Source organism: Protaetiibacter intestinalis (assembly GCF_003627075.1).
In the GTDB taxonomy this organism is placed as follows: Bacteria; Actinomycetota; Actinomycetes; order Actinomycetales; family Microbacteriaceae; genus Homoserinibacter; species Homoserinibacter intestinalis.
Genome location: NZ_CP032630.1, coordinates 236570 through 251308, shown reverse-complemented (window position 1 = coordinate 251308; position 14739 = coordinate 236570). Strand labels below are relative to the sequence as shown.

The following is a 14739-nucleotide window of genomic DNA, read 5'->3' as shown; positions in this document are numbered from 1 at the left end:
GTCAGCCGACCTCCTCCGTGCCGCCCGCGTGCTCGGCGAGGTGCCGGCCGAGTTCGGCCCGCCCCGAGATCCGCAGCTTGGCGTACACGTGGGTGAGGTGGGTCTGCGCGGTGCGCACCGAGATGCCGAGCCGTTCGGCGACCTCGCGATCCGAGAGCGAGGCGGCGAGCCCCGCCACCTCCCGCTCGCGCGGGGTGAGGGTCGCGTGCAGCTCCCCGGTCACGGACGTCAGGGCGAGGCCCCTCGTCCTCCCGAGGAGCACCACGAGTCGTTCGACGGCCGCCCAGGTGGCCGGCGCATCCCCGGTCGCCCGCAGGCGGCGCACGAGGTCGGCCTGTGCCTCGGCCGCGTCCCACAGCAGTCCGGCATCGGCGAGCGCGCCGACGGCACGCGGGATCGCCCGCAGGTCGCGGTCGCGCACCGCGGCCGCGTGGGATGCGACGGCGGCCGCCGCCGGTCCCTCGCGGCGGCGGTAGCGCCGGTGCACCTCGCCCGCGACGGCCTCGTCGCCGAGGCGCAGGCGACGAAGCCAGAGCTCGTCGCCCCGCAGCCGGTTGCCCCCTTCGTCGGATGCCGCGGTCGCGCCGCGCAGCACCGCCAGCGCGGTGTCCGCATCCCCCTCGGCCTCGTGCACGGCCGCGCGGGCGAGCGCGACGTCGGGGTCGTAGAGGGCGGCGCGCGGCGAGGCCTCGATCTCCTCGAGCAGCTGCCGGGCCTCCGCCGCGGCACCGGTGGCGCTCAGCACGCGGACGAGGCTCGAGCGCAACCAGGGCAGCGTCGTCGGCACCCACACCCCGTGGCCCGCGTGCGCCTCGGTCAGCTCCTCGAGGCTCGCGAGCAGGTCGCCCGAGACGGCCAGCATCCAGCCGTGCAGCATCGCGAACTGGGCGCGCACCCCGTCGTCACCGTTCATCAGCGCCCGCTGGGCGCCCTCCGCCGACAGTCGGAGGCCGGCCGGCAGGTCGGGGATCGGCATCGTGGCGCGGCTCCCACGGACGAGGGCGGCCGACTCGGGCCCCTCGGGGAGCTCGGTGCGCGCGCGGGCGACCAGTTCGTCCATGAGGGTCAGATCCACGCCGAACTCGCCATCCGAGAAGCGCAGGGCGTAGATCTCGGCCGAACACACCGTCAGGGCGGCGCTCGTCCGAGCGACCACCGACGCGGCGGGGTCGCGCGCGACCGCGCGGCCGATCGGGATCGAGTCGACGATGCGCCCCGACCGCCACAGCGCGAGTGCCCGCGCGGATTCGAGCTCGGGGGAGAAGCCGGCCGACGCCGTCACCTCGGCGATGAGGTCGAGGGCGGCGTCGGGTCGCTGACCCGGCATCGCGAGCAGGAACGCCTCCACCGAGGCGATCGCGATGCGCACCTCGGGGGGAACCGGGATCGCGGCGAGCTCGCCGAAGACCGTCTCCGCCTCCTCGAGCCGGTGCTGGTGGGTCAGCAGGCTCGCGAGGGCGAGGAGGGCGGCCGGACCGCCGCCCGCCGCGACGGCGGCGCGCACGAACGCCTCCGCCAGGGTCAGATCGGTGGGGGTGACCCGGTGGGCCGCCTGCAGCCACTCGTCGGGGGAGCGGTCGTCGCCGCGTTCGAGGCGCCACCTCGCCAGCAGGGTCGGGTCGACCTCCGTGCCGAGCCGGTCGACGGAGCGCAGCAGCAGGTCGGCGAGGCGCCTCCGCCGTGACAGGGTCAACTCCGCGGTCACGACGCTGCGGTACAGGGGGTGGCCGAGCCGCACGACGGCGTGCTCGGCGTCGCCGTCGATGCGCAGCAGACCCTCCAGCTCGGCGCGCTCGAGCTCCGCCTCGGTCATGAGGGAGGCCATCAGCTCGAGGCCGATCGGCTCGGTGAGGGCGAGGCAGTGCACCGCGCGGCGGATCCCGGGCGGCTGGGAGCCGAGGTGGTCGCGCAGCGCCGAGGCGAGGCCGCCCCCCGCGGTGAGCTGCCCGCGCAGCACCCACACCCCCCGGTGGTGCCGGATCGCGCCGCTGTCCAGCCCGCCACGCAGCAGCTCGCGCGCATAGAGCGGCACCCCGCCGGAGGCGTGCCGGAGGGCGCGGACGAGGCCGGCATCCACCGGTCCGCCGAGCCGCGAGGCCGTGTAGGCCTCGATCGCCTCGGCGTCGAGCGGCGTCACCTCGTGCGAGGTCAGCAGGCCGCGGGTCCACAGCGACTCGATCGCCGGCGGCAGCTGTTCGCCCGCGCGCACCGCGACCAGCAGGGTGACGCCCTCGTCCGCCAGCCGGTGCACGAGTCCCGCGGAGGCCGCGTCGAGCCGGTGGGCGTCGTCGACGACGAGCAGGGTGGTGCCCTCGAGCGCGTCCCGGACGGCTGCCGCGCGGTCGATCGGTTCGGGCCCGGCCCCGGGATCCCGGCCGGTGAGCACCTGGGCGAAGGGGCCGAAGGGGACGGCGCCCGAGGCCTCGTTCCCCTCGATGCCGACGACGCGACCGGACTCGGCACGGTCCCGTGCGATCCGCCGGAGGATGGCGCTCTTGCCGATACCCGCCGGGCCGCGCAGCAGCGCGCCACCCGAGGTCAGCAGCGAGGAGATCCGCTCCAGGTCCGCCGCGCGGCCGACGAGCGCGTCCGGCTCGCTCACGGCTGACATGGGCTCAGCATAAGAGCCGGATCGGCGCGCGGAACAGGGCGTGCGCGAAGGTGCCGACGCGCGGGCGGATCCGGGGATCGACGCCCGCGCGTCGACTGACAGGCGGTACGCCCACCCGTCAGGCGTACCGGCTGTCGGCTCGGGGGTTGTGGTGCCTTCGGATCAGGCGACGGAGGAGTGCGTTCCGGCGCCGAAGTCGGCGGTCCAGGCCTGCAGTTCGGGACGGTTCTCCTGGATGTGGTTCGTCCAGGCGATCCCGTTCCACCAGCGCAGCTGGGGGATGCCGAGGGGGTCGCGGTACCAGCCGGCGGGGGCGGCTGAGGTGGAGGGCATGACGGTCATGGGTTCGCTCCTGGGGGGACGGGTTCAGCCGCGGGGGCAGGGGGAGAGCGATTGCGGCTGAGGGCATGGTACTGCCCCCCGAACGCGGGGGGCAATGCCCAGTTTTCGCGGGTGTCAGATCGTCACGCGGGCGAGTTCTCGCCGGCCCGCCGCGACGCTCGCGGTCACCCCGGCGGCGGCGGCCAGCAGGATGCCGCCCGCGGCGACGAGGGTGGCCGCATCCGGGGCCGTGACCGGCTGCCCGCGCAGCGCCTGCCAGGTGACGAGCGCACCCTCTCCGGCCTGTCCGGGATTCGTGCGAGATGGTCGATTCCGGCCCTGTATTCCGACCGATCGGCACGAATCTCGGGGCTGTCGGCGCGCTCGCGCGGGGTGGTGGACACAGCGTCTCCTCGGGTGGGGGCGGCGCGAGCGGGGCGCGTCAGGCGCGCCGGTACGACGCCACGAGCGGGCAGGTGAACGGGTCGACCGCCGCGCGGCCCACCTCGTGCATGTGCCGCACCACGGCCGCGTGGGCGCGGGCGAGGCTCATCTCCGTGTAGGGGATCTCGTGGGTGGCGCAGTACTCCCGCACGATCTCGCGGGCACGGGCCAGGTGCGGGCGAGCCATGTTGGGGAACAGGTGGTGCTCGACCTGGTAGTTGAGCCCGCCGAGCAGGGCGGATGCCCACCATCCGCCCGCGATGTTGCGGGAGGTGCGCACCTGCTTCGTGAAGAAGTCGAGCTTCGCGTCCGCCGGGATGATCGGCATCCCGGTGTGGTTCACGGCGAACGAGCTGCCCATGTAGAAGCCGAACACCGCGAGCTGCACGCCGAGGAAGGCGAACGCCATCCCGAGCGGTAGCACCCAGAACAGGGCGCCGAGGTAGACGGTCCAGCGCAGCGCCAGCATCCCGAGCTCGAACCAGCGGCCTTCGACCCGGCCGCGCCGCACGAGCGAGCGCAGCGAGTGGGCGTGCAGGTTGAGGCCCTCGAGCAGCAGCAGCGGGTAGAACAGACACCCCTGGCGGCGGGTGATCCAGGCGAGCAGGCCGCGCTGGGTGGCGGCGGACTCCGCGGTGAACGCGACCGTGTCGATCTCGATGTCGGGGTCACGGCCCACGCGGTTGGGGTTCGCGTGGTGGCGGGTGTGCTTCGTCATCCACCACTGGTAGCTCATGCCCACGCCGAGGGTCACGATGAGGCGGCCGAGGCGGTCGTTGGCGGGCCCGGATGCCAGCACCTGCCGGTGCGAGGCCTCGTGCCCGAGGAACGCGGCCTGGGTGAGCACGATGCCGAGCCCGCCCGCGATGAGCAGCTGGTACCAGCTGGCGCCGAACAGCACGAAGCCGGTGATGGCGCCGCCGAGCGCGAGCGCGAGTGCGATGCCGAGCGTGAGGTAGAAGCCGTGGCTGCGACGCAGCAGCCCGGTCTCCTTCACGGTGCGCGACACGGCGGTGAAGGTGCGGATGGGGTCGATCGCGTTCGCGGTGCGCGGGGTCGTCTGACGCAGACGCCCCGGCACGAACGCCGGAGTGGAGGAGGAGATGACGGGGTCCGTCCGCTGGGCAGCCCGAGAGCCGGATGAAAGCCAAGGGCGGGTCGCCGGTCGACTTGATCGAGCCTAACCACGGGCACATGCCGCGAGCCTGATGCGTGCCTGGCAGTCGGCTGTCAGTGTGCGGGCTCGAGCTCGGCGAGCAGCGCCTCGACGCGGGCGCGGATCGCGTCGCGGATGGGGCGTACGCGCTCGAGCGGCAGCCCGGCGGGGTCGTCGAGCGCCCAGTCCTCGTAGCGGATGCCGGGGAACACCGGGCAGGCGTCGCCGCAGCCCATCGTGATGACCACGTCGGAGGCGCGCACCGCATCCGGATCGAGCAGCTCGGGCTCGGCGCTCGCGATGTCGATGCCCTCCTCGGCCATCGCGGCGACGGCGATGCGGTTCACGGCATCCGCCGGCTCCGAGCCGGCCGAGAGCACGCGGATGCGGTCGCCCGCGAGGGCGCGCAGGTAGCCCGCCGCCATCTGGGAGCGGCCGGCGTTGTGCACGCAGACGAAGAGGACCGTGGGCGCGGTCACGCGGGCACGGGCTCCGCGAGGGGGCGGGTGATCGCGTCGAGCGAGCCCGGCACGAGGCGGAACCACGCCCAGGTGCCGCGCTTCTCGCGCTCGAGGAAGCCCGCCTCGACGAGCACCTTGAGGTGGTGCGAGACGGTGGGCTGGCTGAGGCCGAGCGGCGCGGGCAGCTCGCAGACGCACAGCTCGCCGCCCGCCGACGCGGCGACGAGCGACAGGATGCGCAGCCGCGCGGGGTCGGCGAGGGCCTTGAGTGAGCGGGCGAGCGCTTCGGCGTCGTCGGCGCTGAGCGGCGCCTCGGCGAGCGGCGCGCAGCATGCCTCGCCCTGGATGGTCGCGACGGGGATCACGCGTCCAGCATACATCGACATCCATAAATATTGACAAGCATCGATGTTTAACGAGACCCTCGACGGCATCCCCGCCCGCCGAACGAGGAAGGAGGCAGCCATGGACGGATGCTGCGAGTCGCCGCTGTGCGACCCGACCGTGCTTGGCTCGTGCGACTCCGGTTGCTGCTGAGCAGGCGAGAGAACCCCGGCGGCGCGGCTGCAGACGTGCCGCCGGCCCGGAACAGGGTGCCGGCGTGGATGCCCTCTCGAGACTCGGAACCGTGCGAGCTCGGTACGAGGGTGTCGAAGTCACGCGTCGCCTGTTTCGCACGCGGGAGGCGACCAGACGCCGGTCACGGTGACGTTCGATCGCGCCGGGTATGAGGCGACGATCCGCGACATCCTCGGTCGCGCGGAATAGTCCGGGAGCCTCAGCACAGGCGCCAGTACTCACCCCCGTCGGGGTCGCCCAGCGTGCGCACGAGGCATCCGTCTTCGCCGAACGGGTGCAGCCACTGGAGCTGCAGGTCATCGCCGACCGCGTCGGTCGTCACCACCTGGAGCTCCCAGGCGCCGCTGTAAAGCAGCTCCCCGAGTTCCCACGTGCACGACCCGTCGATGAGTTCCGTCCCGAACACGGGCTCACCGTCGGGCCCGACATCGACGGATGCGGGGAAGCCGCTCACCTCGCAGCTGCCGTCGGCGTCCATCACGACCGTCGCCCCGGCGGCGGAGTAGCTGCCGGCGATGTCATCCTCCGAGGGCGGCAGCAGCGCGCCGCACGCGGTCAGCGTCGACGCTGCGAGTGCGATCGCCACGATCACCGACGCGCGCAGGATCTGCATACGGCGATCCTGGCAGGTGTCGGGTGCTCGCCTCGCCGGGTCGTGCATGACCTCGCGCAGCTCCGGGGAGCAGCGGCACGCGGCGGCGAGGCGCTGCGCGGGGCGGAGCAAGGGGGTGCGGGCCGCGGGGTGCCGATCGGACCGCGCGGCCGGGGCGCTGCGCGGGCGAGGCTGGGCCGATGGAGATCCTGCGCTTGCGTGCCTTCACGATCGGCGACGACCCGGCATCCGGCAACCCGGCGGGCGTCGTGCTCGATGCCGAGAGCCTCGACGAGGCGGGGATGCTCGCGATCGCCGCGGAGCTCGGCTACAGCGAGACCGCGTTCCTGACGGCGATCACGCCGGATGCGGCGACCATCCGCTACTTCAGCCCGCGTGCCGAGATCGGCTTCTGCGGGCACGCGACGATCGCCTCCGCGGTCGCGCTCGCGCGGCGGGGCGCCGCCCCGGTCGTGCGGCTCGCGACGCCGGTGGGCGAGGTGCCGGTGGAGGCGACGGCCGAGCGGGCCACCCTCATCGCGGTCGACGAGCGGGTCGCGGCGCTCGCCGAGCCGCTGCTCGACGAACTGCTCGCCGCCCTGCGCCTCGACCACGCCGACCTCGACCCGGAGCTGGCGCCCGCGTTCGTGACGGGCGCCAACCCGCATCCGGTCGTGTTCGTGCTCCCCGGGGTGCTCGACCGGCTCGACCACGACGCGGATGCCGTGCTCGCCCTGCAGGACCGCGAGGGCTGGGACGGCACGGTGCCGGTCGTGCACCGCCTCGCGCCGACCGCCTTCGTCTCCCGCAACCCGTTCCCGCGCGGCGGCATCCGCGAGGATCCGGCCACCGGCTCGGCTGCCGCGGGTCTCGGCTCGGTGCTGCGCGCACGCAGCGACCTCGCCGTCCCCGCCACGATCACGATCGATCAGGGCGCCGAGACGGGCCACCCCTCGAGGCTCATCGTCGACATCCCCACCGAGGGCCGCATCCGCGTCACCGGTACGGCCGGCTGACGATCAGGCCTTCGCCCACACGGTCAGCCACCGACCCATCCCTCGGTGCCCCACTCCTCGACCGCCGCCTGGCAGGCGGCGCTGATGGCCGCGTTGCCGTCGACCCAGGTGTCGCTGTCGAGCTCCGGATCCTGCCCCATCTGACCGCCGCGGGAGTCGGGGATCTCATCCTGGAGGGCGGCGATCGCCTTCCCGACGTCGGTCGACGCATCCACCGGGATGTAGTCCAGTTCGCGCATCGCGAGACGCACGATCCCATCCCACTCGTTGCCGACCAGTCGGCCCTCATCGTTCGCGAGCTGCATGTTCCAGATGAGCGTCTGGGTGTCGGCGTACTGCCAGCACATCTGCTCGTCGCTGGGGGCTGACGCCTGCGCCGCCTCGTCGTCGGTGGTCGCGGGAGCCGATGTGCAGCCCGCGAGCGTCACCGCGGCCGCCGCGACGGCGATCCCCGACATCACGCGGATGAAGGTCATGGGTCGACTCCCCTCGGTCTGGCGCGAGCCTAGTGGAGGGGATTGGTTCGATCGAGCAAATCTCGGAAGAGGGGATGACGGGAATCGAACCCGCGTAATCAGTTTGGAAGACCTTCCAGTGGGCCGCGCTGAGTGAATCCGACTGCTACCGGCGTCAGCCGTGATGCGCCGATTTTATGGGTGAGTCCGGCCAACGTGTGAGTGGCGGGTGGTGCGAATCGGAGCGTCGTAGAACCAGGCGGTGCGACCGGGTGGACCGGTTCCCGCCCGGTTGCCGCGACTCGGCGCTGCCAGTTTCTTGCCTGAGCGCGACCGGCTCGCGAGAGCGCTCAGAACAGTTCGCGTGCCGAGACACCGAGCGCGGCTGCGAGCCGGTGGATGTTGTCGAGGGTGACGTTGCGCTGGCCGCTCTCGATCTGCTGCCGGAGGTCATGGTCATTGTGCTCTGCGGTGACTACGCGCGACGCGGGTGGCGCAGGTACACATCAGGGCTGATCGACGGCCCCGGCCCCGTCGTGGTCGAGACCCATCACCCATCGGCACAGGGGCTGGTGCGTGATGGTCGGCGCGCGCAGTTCTCCACCGCGATCCGTCACGCGGCAGCCCTCGCCAACGCCTGACGGGCACCAATTTCTACCAGTTCCCGCCACAACGTGGACGTGCAGTCGCGGCTTGTGCTCTCATGGAGTCTTCCGCGGAAGGAGGTGAACAGCCATGAAGATCATCCGGTACGGCGTCCGGGCGAAGGAACACATGCCCGGTGATGACATGCGGGCGAGCGTGGCGTTCACCCGGACGCGACGGGCTCGCAAGTTGAACGCGCTCCGCGAGGCCGCGCTCGTAGCCGTCGATCGCCTCGGGCGTGAGCGCGCGGTGGTGGCGATGCTGACAGTCGTCGCTGATTCCGCTGACGTCATCCCGCGCGACGAACCTTCGTTGCTTCTCCTTTCGGCATCTCCCAACTCGCCGAACCTCCCCGCTGCGCTCTCCGCGGTCGGGGTCGCTGCCTAGCGCCAGCGTTCGAGTAACTCCTGCCGCTTCCCATGGAAGTAGCAAACAAAGGAGACTCACTCGTGCCCAAGCACACGCAGCAGCCCGTCGACCCGGCGGAGATCACCTACGGTTTTTCGACCATCACCCAGCACCCGCTGGTCGAGAAGTTAGCCCAGATCGTCCGTTCCGAGGCTGCCGACGAGGAACGGCGGGCGAGCTGCCGCATGCGACTCCGCGGGGTCGTCGGGCCGGAGTGGATCAGCCGCAGCTACATCGCCCGGAAGCTCTCATCCGCGCAGCGCGACGTCCTGGACGATGTGCTCGGCGAGATGGTGGCGAGCGGTGAGTTGGAGTCGAAGGCCGCCCGCAGCGGCGACACCGACGGCACCGCCTATCGGAAGGCGTCACGCTTGTGAGCGGCGGGCGGCGCGGGGCGGTCGTCGTGCAGGCCAAGCGCGGAGGAGGGCGGCGGGGGAGGTCGGGGCGGCGCACCTGGGTGCCCGTGTGCGAGTGCGGGCATCGCCGTCCCCGCCGCCCTCACCGCCCCCTGACAGTGCTGGGCTCTCGGGTCGCCGTCCCGCCCGGAGGTGCGCCTCCCCGGCAGGTGCTCGTGGAGGTATTTCCCGGACTAGTCGATTCAATCCTCGGCCTTTACGAGTCGCCGTTCGTGTCGTCTGAGCGGGATTGGGGCTATTCGGCCCATAGCGTGGCGAACGGCGGCCTTCTGGTGGCCGTGCCCATCCCCGGCCCTTTCGATGGCCCTACGTCGGATTCTCGGAGACGAGTAGCGAAACTCGGATTAGGCAGGGTTCGATTCCTCTCGATCTTCGAAGGGAAGGACTGCTGATGGCGCACATCACCGAGGTCGGACGCAAGAAGGGAACCGCCTTCGAGGTCCACTGGCGTGACGCGGACGTCAAGAAGATGCGTACCTTCCGGTTGCGGAAGGAGGCCGAGAAGTTCGCTGCCCGTGTTGAGCTCGAGAAAGCCGAAGGCCGTTCGACGGAACCGCTCATCAGCAGGGGCCAGACCGTCGCGCAGGTCATCGAGGCGTCCCTCGCCGCGAGCGCACAGCGGTTGAAGCCGGGCACGCTCGCGGGCTACCGGACGCTCTACGCTGCCCAGATCGCACCGCGGTTCGGCGCCAAGCGCATCGCCGGAGTCGGCTCTCAGGAGATCGAGAAGTGGATCGCCGACCTGGTGAAGGCCGGGCTCGCCCCGAACACCGTCCACAACTACTACGTGGCGCTGAACAAGCTGTTCCGCTACGCCCTCCGCCACCGGCTCATCGCCCACAACCCCTGCGAGGCTGTCGAGCTCCCGAAGGTCACCGTCCGTGAGGACTTCGCGCCGGTGTTCCTCACTGCGGCTCAGGTCGAGACGATCGCCGCAGAGCTGGATAAGACCAAGCCGCTCGGCACTCTCATCCGCTTCGCCGCCTACACCGGCCTCCGCGCCGCAGAGATCGCCGGGCTGAGGGTACGGGACGTGAACCTCGCTGCTGGTCACATCGAGGTTCGTCAGACCGTCAAGCGCCTCGGCAGGGAATGGGTAGTCGGCACACCGAAGTCCGCTCGGAGCACACGGCAGGTGCCGCTCCTGAACCGAGCTCTCGTGACAGAGCTGCGGACGGTCCTCCTCTCAAACCCGAACAGCGGCGACCCCGACGCCCTGTTCTGGCCGGGGCGGGCGAACGGCTCACGCCGCCTCGACTGGACCCGTCCAATAGACGTCGGCGGAGTGCGGCAGTACTACCTCGTCCCGGCAGCGCAGCGGCTCAAGATCGTCGGCCATATGCGCATGCACGACCTCCGGCATACCTACGCGAGCCTCATGCTCGCCGCGGGTTTCAAACCGTATGAGGTCAGCCGCTGGATGGGCCACGCGAACGTCAGCACGACCGACGGCATCTACGGGCATCTGTACCCGAGCGACTACACCGACCAGATCGCCCGCTTCGAGGCGTTCGTCGCCGACGGATGATAAGGGGATCGAGGGCTGCCGACCCTCACCTCCTAACCAGCGCGCCTATAGCCGCCGTTGTCCACAGCCGTCAAAACGAGATTCCTGACCGTCTCAATGAGGGTGAGAACTTGGGAATTCAGGCTCTCGTAGTCGTCGATACGTACGGATGCCCACCGTCCGTGCGCAATATCATTTCTCGCTCGGAGAAGGTTGTAGTCGATGAGCGCTGTCTTTGTGACGAAGGGCTCGAAGTCCAGTCCAAACGTTTCTAGTAGTTCGCGACAGAGGTCGCTGTTGAGGTTCCCCTGCGTGTTCACCTCCTTGCTCGGAATCGAGAGCCGTGAATCGGAATCGTCCATGAGAAGCTGCACTAGCGCGGTCCGGTGGCGCTGGTTACTCAGCTTCTGGCGTCGTCGCACCTCGCTATCGGCTGCCATGCCTGCGAATCCCGGGGTCAGTTCGTTGAGTTTGAGGCGTCGTCTGGAGACGAACTTTACGTACAGGCTCAGGGCGTTCTTCGTGTAGCCCTCCCAATGGGCATATAGCAGTGCTACTCCCGCGCGCGTCAATGCCTCTTGTCTCGGTCCCCGCGCGCTCCTCGCATCGTCCAAGATCGTGTGCATCTCAACCCGACGCCAGGCGAGGTCGGAATCCAGGGCGTCCTGTACGTCTTGCGGTGTGTGCACTTAGGGCCTACTGAATATGCGTTCGCCGATCTCGACCATCCAAGGAATTCGTCGTTCGGCAGCCTTACCGCCGCCAGCCCGCTGGATGAAGGTCGGGTCCTGCCAAACCGTCGGGACAAGGCGTTGAAGTTCGTGAGAACGCTCAGTTGCATCGAGCGCCCGCCATCCATCCCAGTGGCGTGCGAGACCGCTCGCGACCGTCTCGAAGGCGGACACGCTGAACCTTCCGCTGTACCGATCCCGCTGCGGGTCATGGCGCCGGAATGCGTCTGAACCAAGCGCGTCATCAAGAGCAGCGAAGATTTCGCGGAATCGTGCTTCTTGGAAGCTTCGATCGAAGTCTGGGTCTGCGATGAACTTGCGCAGAGATTGGGTCAGGAACTCACCGACGTCACCCATACGTTGCCGCTCTTCCCCTGAGGCCTCGGTGATAGCGAGGAATCTCAGTACGCTCTCGGCGTCGTAGGCCTCATCGTGCTGCCGGTCGCTGATGTTCATCACGTTGGAGAAGTGTTCGTCTGCCGCGAGGCTGTCGATCCATCTCGAGAAGGTCGCGTCAAGCATCACCGCGAGGCAGTTCCGCGCCTCTTGCTCGGAGAGACGAGTCCCGCTGTTCAGACGTTGGAACAGGTCGTACTTGGCTTGTTCGTCACTCTCCTTCTGAACGATTTGGAAGTCGAGTCGAGCGCGCTTGAAGAGACGGCGCTGCGCATCATCCAGCTCGAAACTGTTTGCGGGAAGTGCGTCGTCAAACGGCTCGGCTGAGTAGACGGTTCCTTGGAGAGCGTCGAGGTACTCCCCAGCCTTCAGCGGGGCAGGTATGTCTATGGCCCCCGATTCATCTGTAAGGACGCCCATGAAGCGGAAGATGGTGGACAGACGCTGCACGCCGTCGACCACGTCCCACACGCCATCCTTGCGTGTCGCCACGAAGATCGGTGGGATCGGGATCCCCAGAAAAATGCTCTCGATCAGCTTGCTCTGTTGTTCCAGAGTCCACCGGAAGATGCGCTGAAATTCGGGGTGGACGTCGAGATCGCCCTCTGTGTACATCGCCACGGCCTCGTTGATCGACATGCTGTAGGCGTCAGTGTGGATCTCTTGAGCGCGCTGCTCGATCTCTTCCTGAAGGCTCATTGCTATTGCCCCATCCTTGACGTGCCGCTCGGGTGTTCAGCACCGAGCGTAGAGGGAAGGGCCGACATTGCGCGCCCGCACAGGGGGCCAGGCTGGAGGGGCGGACGGGAATCGAACCCGCGTAATTAGTTTGGAAGACTAAGGCTCTACCATTGAGCTACCGCCCCGTGCTGTGTTCAGTTTTTGGTGATCTGGCCCGGTTCTCGCCCGGATTTGTCGTCCGGCCTGGCGAGCCCTGCTCGGCCTTCTCACCGTTTCCGGGCCACTAACCGCTGGTGCGACCTCAGCCCGTCCGGTTTGGAAGACTGAGGCTCTACCATTGAGCTACATCCCCGAAGCCCCGCCGTGAACGGCCGCAGGCAACCCCGCGAGTCTAACGCAGGGCCGGGTGGTCTCCGCTCAGGCGCTGATGAGCTCCGGGGCCTCGGAGTCGATGCGGGCGGCGACGCACACGTGCGCCTCCTCCCACGCCATCGCCCAGAAGGCGCTCGACTCGATGGGGCCGGTCTCGCCGCAGTCGAGGCAGCGCGGCTCGAACGCCCGCACCTCGAGGATCTCGATGTTCGCCATGCCGCCCATGGTGCGCCCCGCCTCCGACATCGGAGCGTAGGCGCGCGCGGCACCGGCTAGACTATGCGAGGCCGTTTTCGGGCCGGAGATCGCTTCCGTCACCCCGCCCGACAGCCGGCGGCTACGGAAGACCGGACATCCGGGGCGTAGCTCAGCTTGGCTAGAGCGCCCGCTTTGGGAGCGGGAGGTCGCAGGTTCAAATCCTGTCGCCCCGACGGAACATCAGCGAAACGAAACCCAGGAGATACATCCCCCATGGTCACCACGACCGTCGAGAAGCTCTCGCCGACCCGCGTCAAGCTCAACATCACCGTGACGCCGGAGGAGCTCAAGCCCTCCATCGAGCACGCCTACAAGCACATCGCCGAGCAGGTTAACATCCCCGGCTTCCGCAAGGGCAAGGTGCCGCCGCCCATCATCGACCAGCGCGTCGGCCGGGCCGAGGTGCTCAACCACGCCGTGTCGGAGGGCCTCGAGCGCTACTACCGCGAGGCCGCTGCGGCCGAGCAGCTGAAGCCCCTCGGCCGCCCCGAGGCCGACGTCACCACGTGGCCCAGCGAGAAGGACTTCACGGGCGACCTCGAGTTCACCGTCGAGGTGGACGTGCGCCCCGAGTTCGAGGTGCCCAAGTACGACGGCCTCAAGGTCGAGGTCGAGACGGCCAAGGTCGGCCCGGATGAGGTGGAGGCCGAGCTCGAGAACCTGCGCAGCCGCTTCGGCACCCTGGTGACCGTCGACCGCCCCGCCAAGAAGGGCGACTTCGCGCAGCTCGACCTGGTCGCCACCATCGGCGGCGAGGAGATCGACACGGCATCCAACATCTCCTACGAGATCGGCTCGGGCGAGCTCATCGAGGGCATCGACGAGGCGCTCGACACGCTCACCGCGGGCGAGTCGACGACCTTCGAGTCGGAGCTCGTGGGCGGCGACCACCAGGGCGAGAAGGCGCAGATCGCCGTCACCCTGCAGTCGGTGAAGGAGCGCGAGCTTCCCGAGGCCGACGACGACTTCGCCCAGATCGCCTCCCAGTTCGACACCATCGGCGAGCTCCGCAAGGACATCAAGGAGCAGCTCGAGAAGTCGGCCGAGTTCGGCCAGGCGGCCGCCGCACGCGACAAGCTCGTCGAGCTGCTCGTCGAGAAGGCCGACATCCCCGTGCCGCAGGGCCTCATCGACGCCGAGGTGCACCGTCACCTTGAGAACGAGAACCGCCTCGAGGACGACGTGCACCGCGCCGAGGTGGCGGAGGAGTCGGAGAAGGTGTTCCGCCGCCAGCTGCTGCTCGACGCGATCGTCGAGGCCGAGGAGGTGAAGGTGAGCCAGAACGAGCTCACCGGCTACCTCGTGCAGGCATCCGCCCAGTACGGCATGGAGCCGGCCGAGTTCATCCAGGCGCTCAGCCAGTCGGGCCAGATCCCGTCGATGGTGGGCGAGGTCGCCCGCTCGAAGGCGATCGCGGTCGCGCTGTCGAAGGCGAAGGTCGTCGACGAGAAGGGCAAGGCGGTCGACGTCTCGGCCCTCACCACCGCGGTGCTCGGCGACGGCTCGGACGACTCCGAGATCATCGAGGAGACCGACCTCACGGGCGTCGAGCACGAGCACGACGACCACGAGGGCCACTCGCACTGAGCTCCGAACCACGCCGTGGGGCGCTCCGGGATCATCCCGGGGCGCCCCACGCGTCTTCCTGGCGCGGTTTCGGCCGGATGGCACCGGCGTAGGCGCACCATCT

General features: G+C 69.6%; 16 protein-coding genes and 2 tRNA genes. 7 read left to right on the top strand and 11 right to left on the bottom strand.

Features of this window, described 5'->3' with window-relative positions; genetic code table 11:
- Position 1: 1 nt before the first annotated feature.
- The 6 genes from D7I47_RS01250 to D7I47_RS01225 all read right to left on the bottom strand — a co-directional run bounded on the left by D7I47_RS01250 (position 2) and on the right by D7I47_RS01225 (position 6185).
- A complete protein-coding gene (locus D7I47_RS01250; RefSeq protein WP_120761364.1) occupies positions 2-2611 on the bottom strand; it encodes a helix-turn-helix transcriptional regulator in 2610 nt (869 codons plus the stop codon).
- A 162-nt stretch (positions 2612-2773) separates the two neighbouring features.
- Positions 2774-2953: a DUF2510 domain-containing protein gene (locus D7I47_RS01245; RefSeq protein WP_120761363.1), complete on the bottom strand. Its 180-nt coding sequence runs from the start codon at positions 2951-2953 to the stop codon at positions 2774-2776.
- 421 nt (positions 2954-3374) lie between these two features.
- The gene (locus D7I47_RS01240) at positions 3375-4457 is read right to left on the bottom strand and encodes a fatty acid desaturase family protein (protein WP_227000757.1); all 1083 of its coding nucleotides are present in this window, start codon (positions 4455-4457) and stop codon (positions 3375-3377) included.
- A gap of 149 nt (positions 4458-4606) precedes the next feature.
- Positions 4607-4957: an arsenate reductase ArsC gene (locus tag D7I47_RS01235; RefSeq protein ID WP_264371307.1), complete on the bottom strand. Its 351-nt coding sequence runs from the start codon at positions 4955-4957 to the stop codon at positions 4607-4609.
- Positions 4958-5007: 50 nt separating this feature from the next.
- The gene (locus D7I47_RS01230) at positions 5008-5358 is read right to left on the bottom strand and encodes an ArsR/SmtB family transcription factor (RefSeq protein ID WP_227000755.1); all 351 of its coding nucleotides are present in this window, start codon (positions 5356-5358) and stop codon (positions 5008-5010) included.
- Positions 5359-5771: 413 nt separating this feature from the next.
- Positions 5772-6185 (bottom strand): hypothetical protein, encoded by a 414-nt coding sequence (locus tag D7I47_RS01225; protein WP_120761360.1) that lies wholly within the window; start codon positions 6183-6185, stop codon positions 5772-5774.
- A gap of 179 nt (positions 6186-6364) precedes the next feature.
- Here D7I47_RS01225 and D7I47_RS01220 point away from each other — a divergent pair, with 179 nt between their 5' ends.
- Positions 6365-7180 carry a PhzF family phenazine biosynthesis protein gene (locus D7I47_RS01220; protein WP_120761359.1) on the top strand — a complete coding sequence of 272 codons (816 nt, stop codon included), beginning with the start codon at positions 6365-6367 and terminating at the stop codon, positions 7178-7180.
- 23 nt (positions 7181-7203) lie between these two features.
- Here D7I47_RS01220 and D7I47_RS01215 read toward each other — a convergent pair whose 3' ends face one another.
- On the bottom strand, positions 7204-7656 hold the full coding sequence (locus D7I47_RS01215) for a hypothetical protein (protein WP_120761358.1): 453 nt from the start codon (positions 7654-7656) through the stop codon (positions 7204-7206).
- A gap of 251 nt (positions 7657-7907) precedes the next feature.
- Here D7I47_RS01215 and D7I47_RS15285 point away from each other — a divergent pair, with 251 nt between their 5' ends.
- The 4 genes from D7I47_RS15285 (at position 7908) to D7I47_RS01190 (ending at position 10632) form a co-directional block, all read left to right on the top strand.
- Positions 7908-8276 (top strand): uracil-DNA glycosylase family protein, encoded by a 369-nt coding sequence (locus D7I47_RS15285; RefSeq protein WP_264371276.1) that lies wholly within the window; start codon positions 7908-7910, stop codon positions 8274-8276.
- 94 nt (positions 8277-8370) lie between these two features.
- The gene (locus D7I47_RS01200; RefSeq protein ID WP_120761356.1) at positions 8371-8667 is read left to right on the top strand and encodes a hypothetical protein; all 297 of its coding nucleotides are present in this window, start codon (positions 8371-8373) and stop codon (positions 8665-8667) included.
- A 62-nt stretch (positions 8668-8729) separates the two neighbouring features.
- Positions 8730-9065, top strand: a complete 336-nt coding sequence (locus tag D7I47_RS01195; RefSeq protein ID WP_120761355.1) for a hypothetical protein — start codon at positions 8730-8732, stop codon at positions 9063-9065.
- A 430-nt stretch (positions 9066-9495) separates the two neighbouring features.
- Positions 9496-10632 carry a tyrosine-type recombinase/integrase gene (locus D7I47_RS01190; RefSeq protein WP_120761354.1) on the top strand — a complete coding sequence of 379 codons (1137 nt, stop codon included), beginning with the start codon at positions 9496-9498 and terminating at the stop codon, positions 10630-10632.
- Between the two features lie 32 nt (positions 10633-10664).
- On the opposite strand, the gene D7I47_RS01185 is transcribed toward D7I47_RS01190, so the two are convergent.
- The 4 genes from D7I47_RS01185 to D7I47_RS01170 form a co-directional block, all read right to left on the bottom strand.
- The gene (locus D7I47_RS01185; protein ID WP_157981555.1) at positions 10665-11237 is read right to left on the bottom strand and encodes an MAE_28990/MAE_18760 family HEPN-like nuclease; all 573 of its coding nucleotides are present in this window, start codon (positions 11235-11237) and stop codon (positions 10665-10667) included.
- Between the two features lie 63 nt (positions 11238-11300).
- On the bottom strand, positions 11301-12437 hold the full coding sequence (locus tag D7I47_RS01180; RefSeq protein ID WP_120761352.1) for a DUF262 domain-containing protein: 1137 nt from the start codon (positions 12435-12437) through the stop codon (positions 11301-11303).
- Between the two features lie 93 nt (positions 12438-12530).
- Positions 12531-12604: transfer RNA gene (locus D7I47_RS01175), tRNA-Gly, on the bottom strand.
- A gap of 232 nt (positions 12605-12836) precedes the next feature.
- Positions 12837-13007 carry a hypothetical protein gene (locus tag D7I47_RS01170; RefSeq protein WP_157981553.1) on the bottom strand — a complete coding sequence of 57 codons (171 nt, stop codon included), beginning with the start codon at positions 13005-13007 and terminating at the stop codon, positions 12837-12839.
- 140 nt (positions 13008-13147) lie between these two features.
- Between D7I47_RS01170 and D7I47_RS01165 the strand changes: the two genes are divergently transcribed.
- Positions 13148-13222 (top strand) — tRNA-Pro (locus D7I47_RS01165).
- 40 nt (positions 13223-13262) lie between these two features.
- Entirely contained in the window at positions 13263-14636 is a 1374-nt protein-coding gene (gene tig / locus D7I47_RS01160; protein WP_120761350.1) for a trigger factor, read from the top strand.
- Positions 14637-14739: the final 103 nt, after the last annotated feature.

Excerpts from the sequence above, each read along its gene's own strand:
- D7I47_RS01250 (WP_120761364.1), bottom strand. The coding sequence starts at position 2,611 with ATGTCAGCCGTGAGCGAGCCGGACGCGCTCGTCGGCCGCGCGGCGGAC.
- D7I47_RS01245 (WP_120761363.1), bottom strand. The coding sequence starts at position 2,953 with ATGACCGTCATGCCCTCCACCTCAGCCGCCCCCGCCGGCTGGTACCGC.
- D7I47_RS01235 (WP_264371307.1), bottom strand. The coding sequence starts at position 4,957 with ATGGCGGCGGGCTACCTGCGCGCCCTCGCGGGCGACCGCATCCGCGTG.
- D7I47_RS01225 (WP_120761360.1), bottom strand. The coding sequence starts at position 6,185 with ATGCAGATCCTGCGCGCGTCGGTGATCGTGGCGATCGCACTCGCAGCG.
- D7I47_RS01220 (WP_120761359.1), top strand. The coding sequence starts at position 6,365 with ATGGAGATCCTGCGCTTGCGTGCCTTCACGATCGGCGACGACCCGGCA.
- D7I47_RS01215 (WP_120761358.1), bottom strand. The coding sequence starts at position 7,656 with ATGACCTTCATCCGCGTGATGTCGGGGATCGCCGTCGCGGCGGCCGCG.
- D7I47_RS01200 (WP_120761356.1), top strand. The coding sequence starts at position 8,371 with ATGAAGATCATCCGGTACGGCGTCCGGGCGAAGGAACACATGCCCGGT.
- D7I47_RS01190 (WP_120761354.1), top strand. The coding sequence starts at position 9,496 with ATGGCGCACATCACCGAGGTCGGACGCAAGAAGGGAACCGCCTTCGAG.
- D7I47_RS01185 (WP_157981555.1), bottom strand. The coding sequence starts at position 11,237 with ATGCACACGATCTTGGACGATGCGAGGAGCGCGCGGGGACCGAGACAA.
- D7I47_RS01180 (WP_120761352.1), bottom strand. The coding sequence starts at position 12,437 with ATGAGCCTTCAGGAAGAGATCGAGCAGCGCGCTCAAGAGATCCACACT.
- D7I47_RS01170 (WP_157981553.1), bottom strand. The coding sequence starts at position 13,007 with ATGGCGAACATCGAGATCCTCGAGGTGCGGGCGTTCGAGCCGCGCTGC.
- tig (WP_120761350.1), top strand. The coding sequence starts at position 13,263 with ATGGTCACCACGACCGTCGAGAAGCTCTCGCCGACCCGCGTCAAGCTC.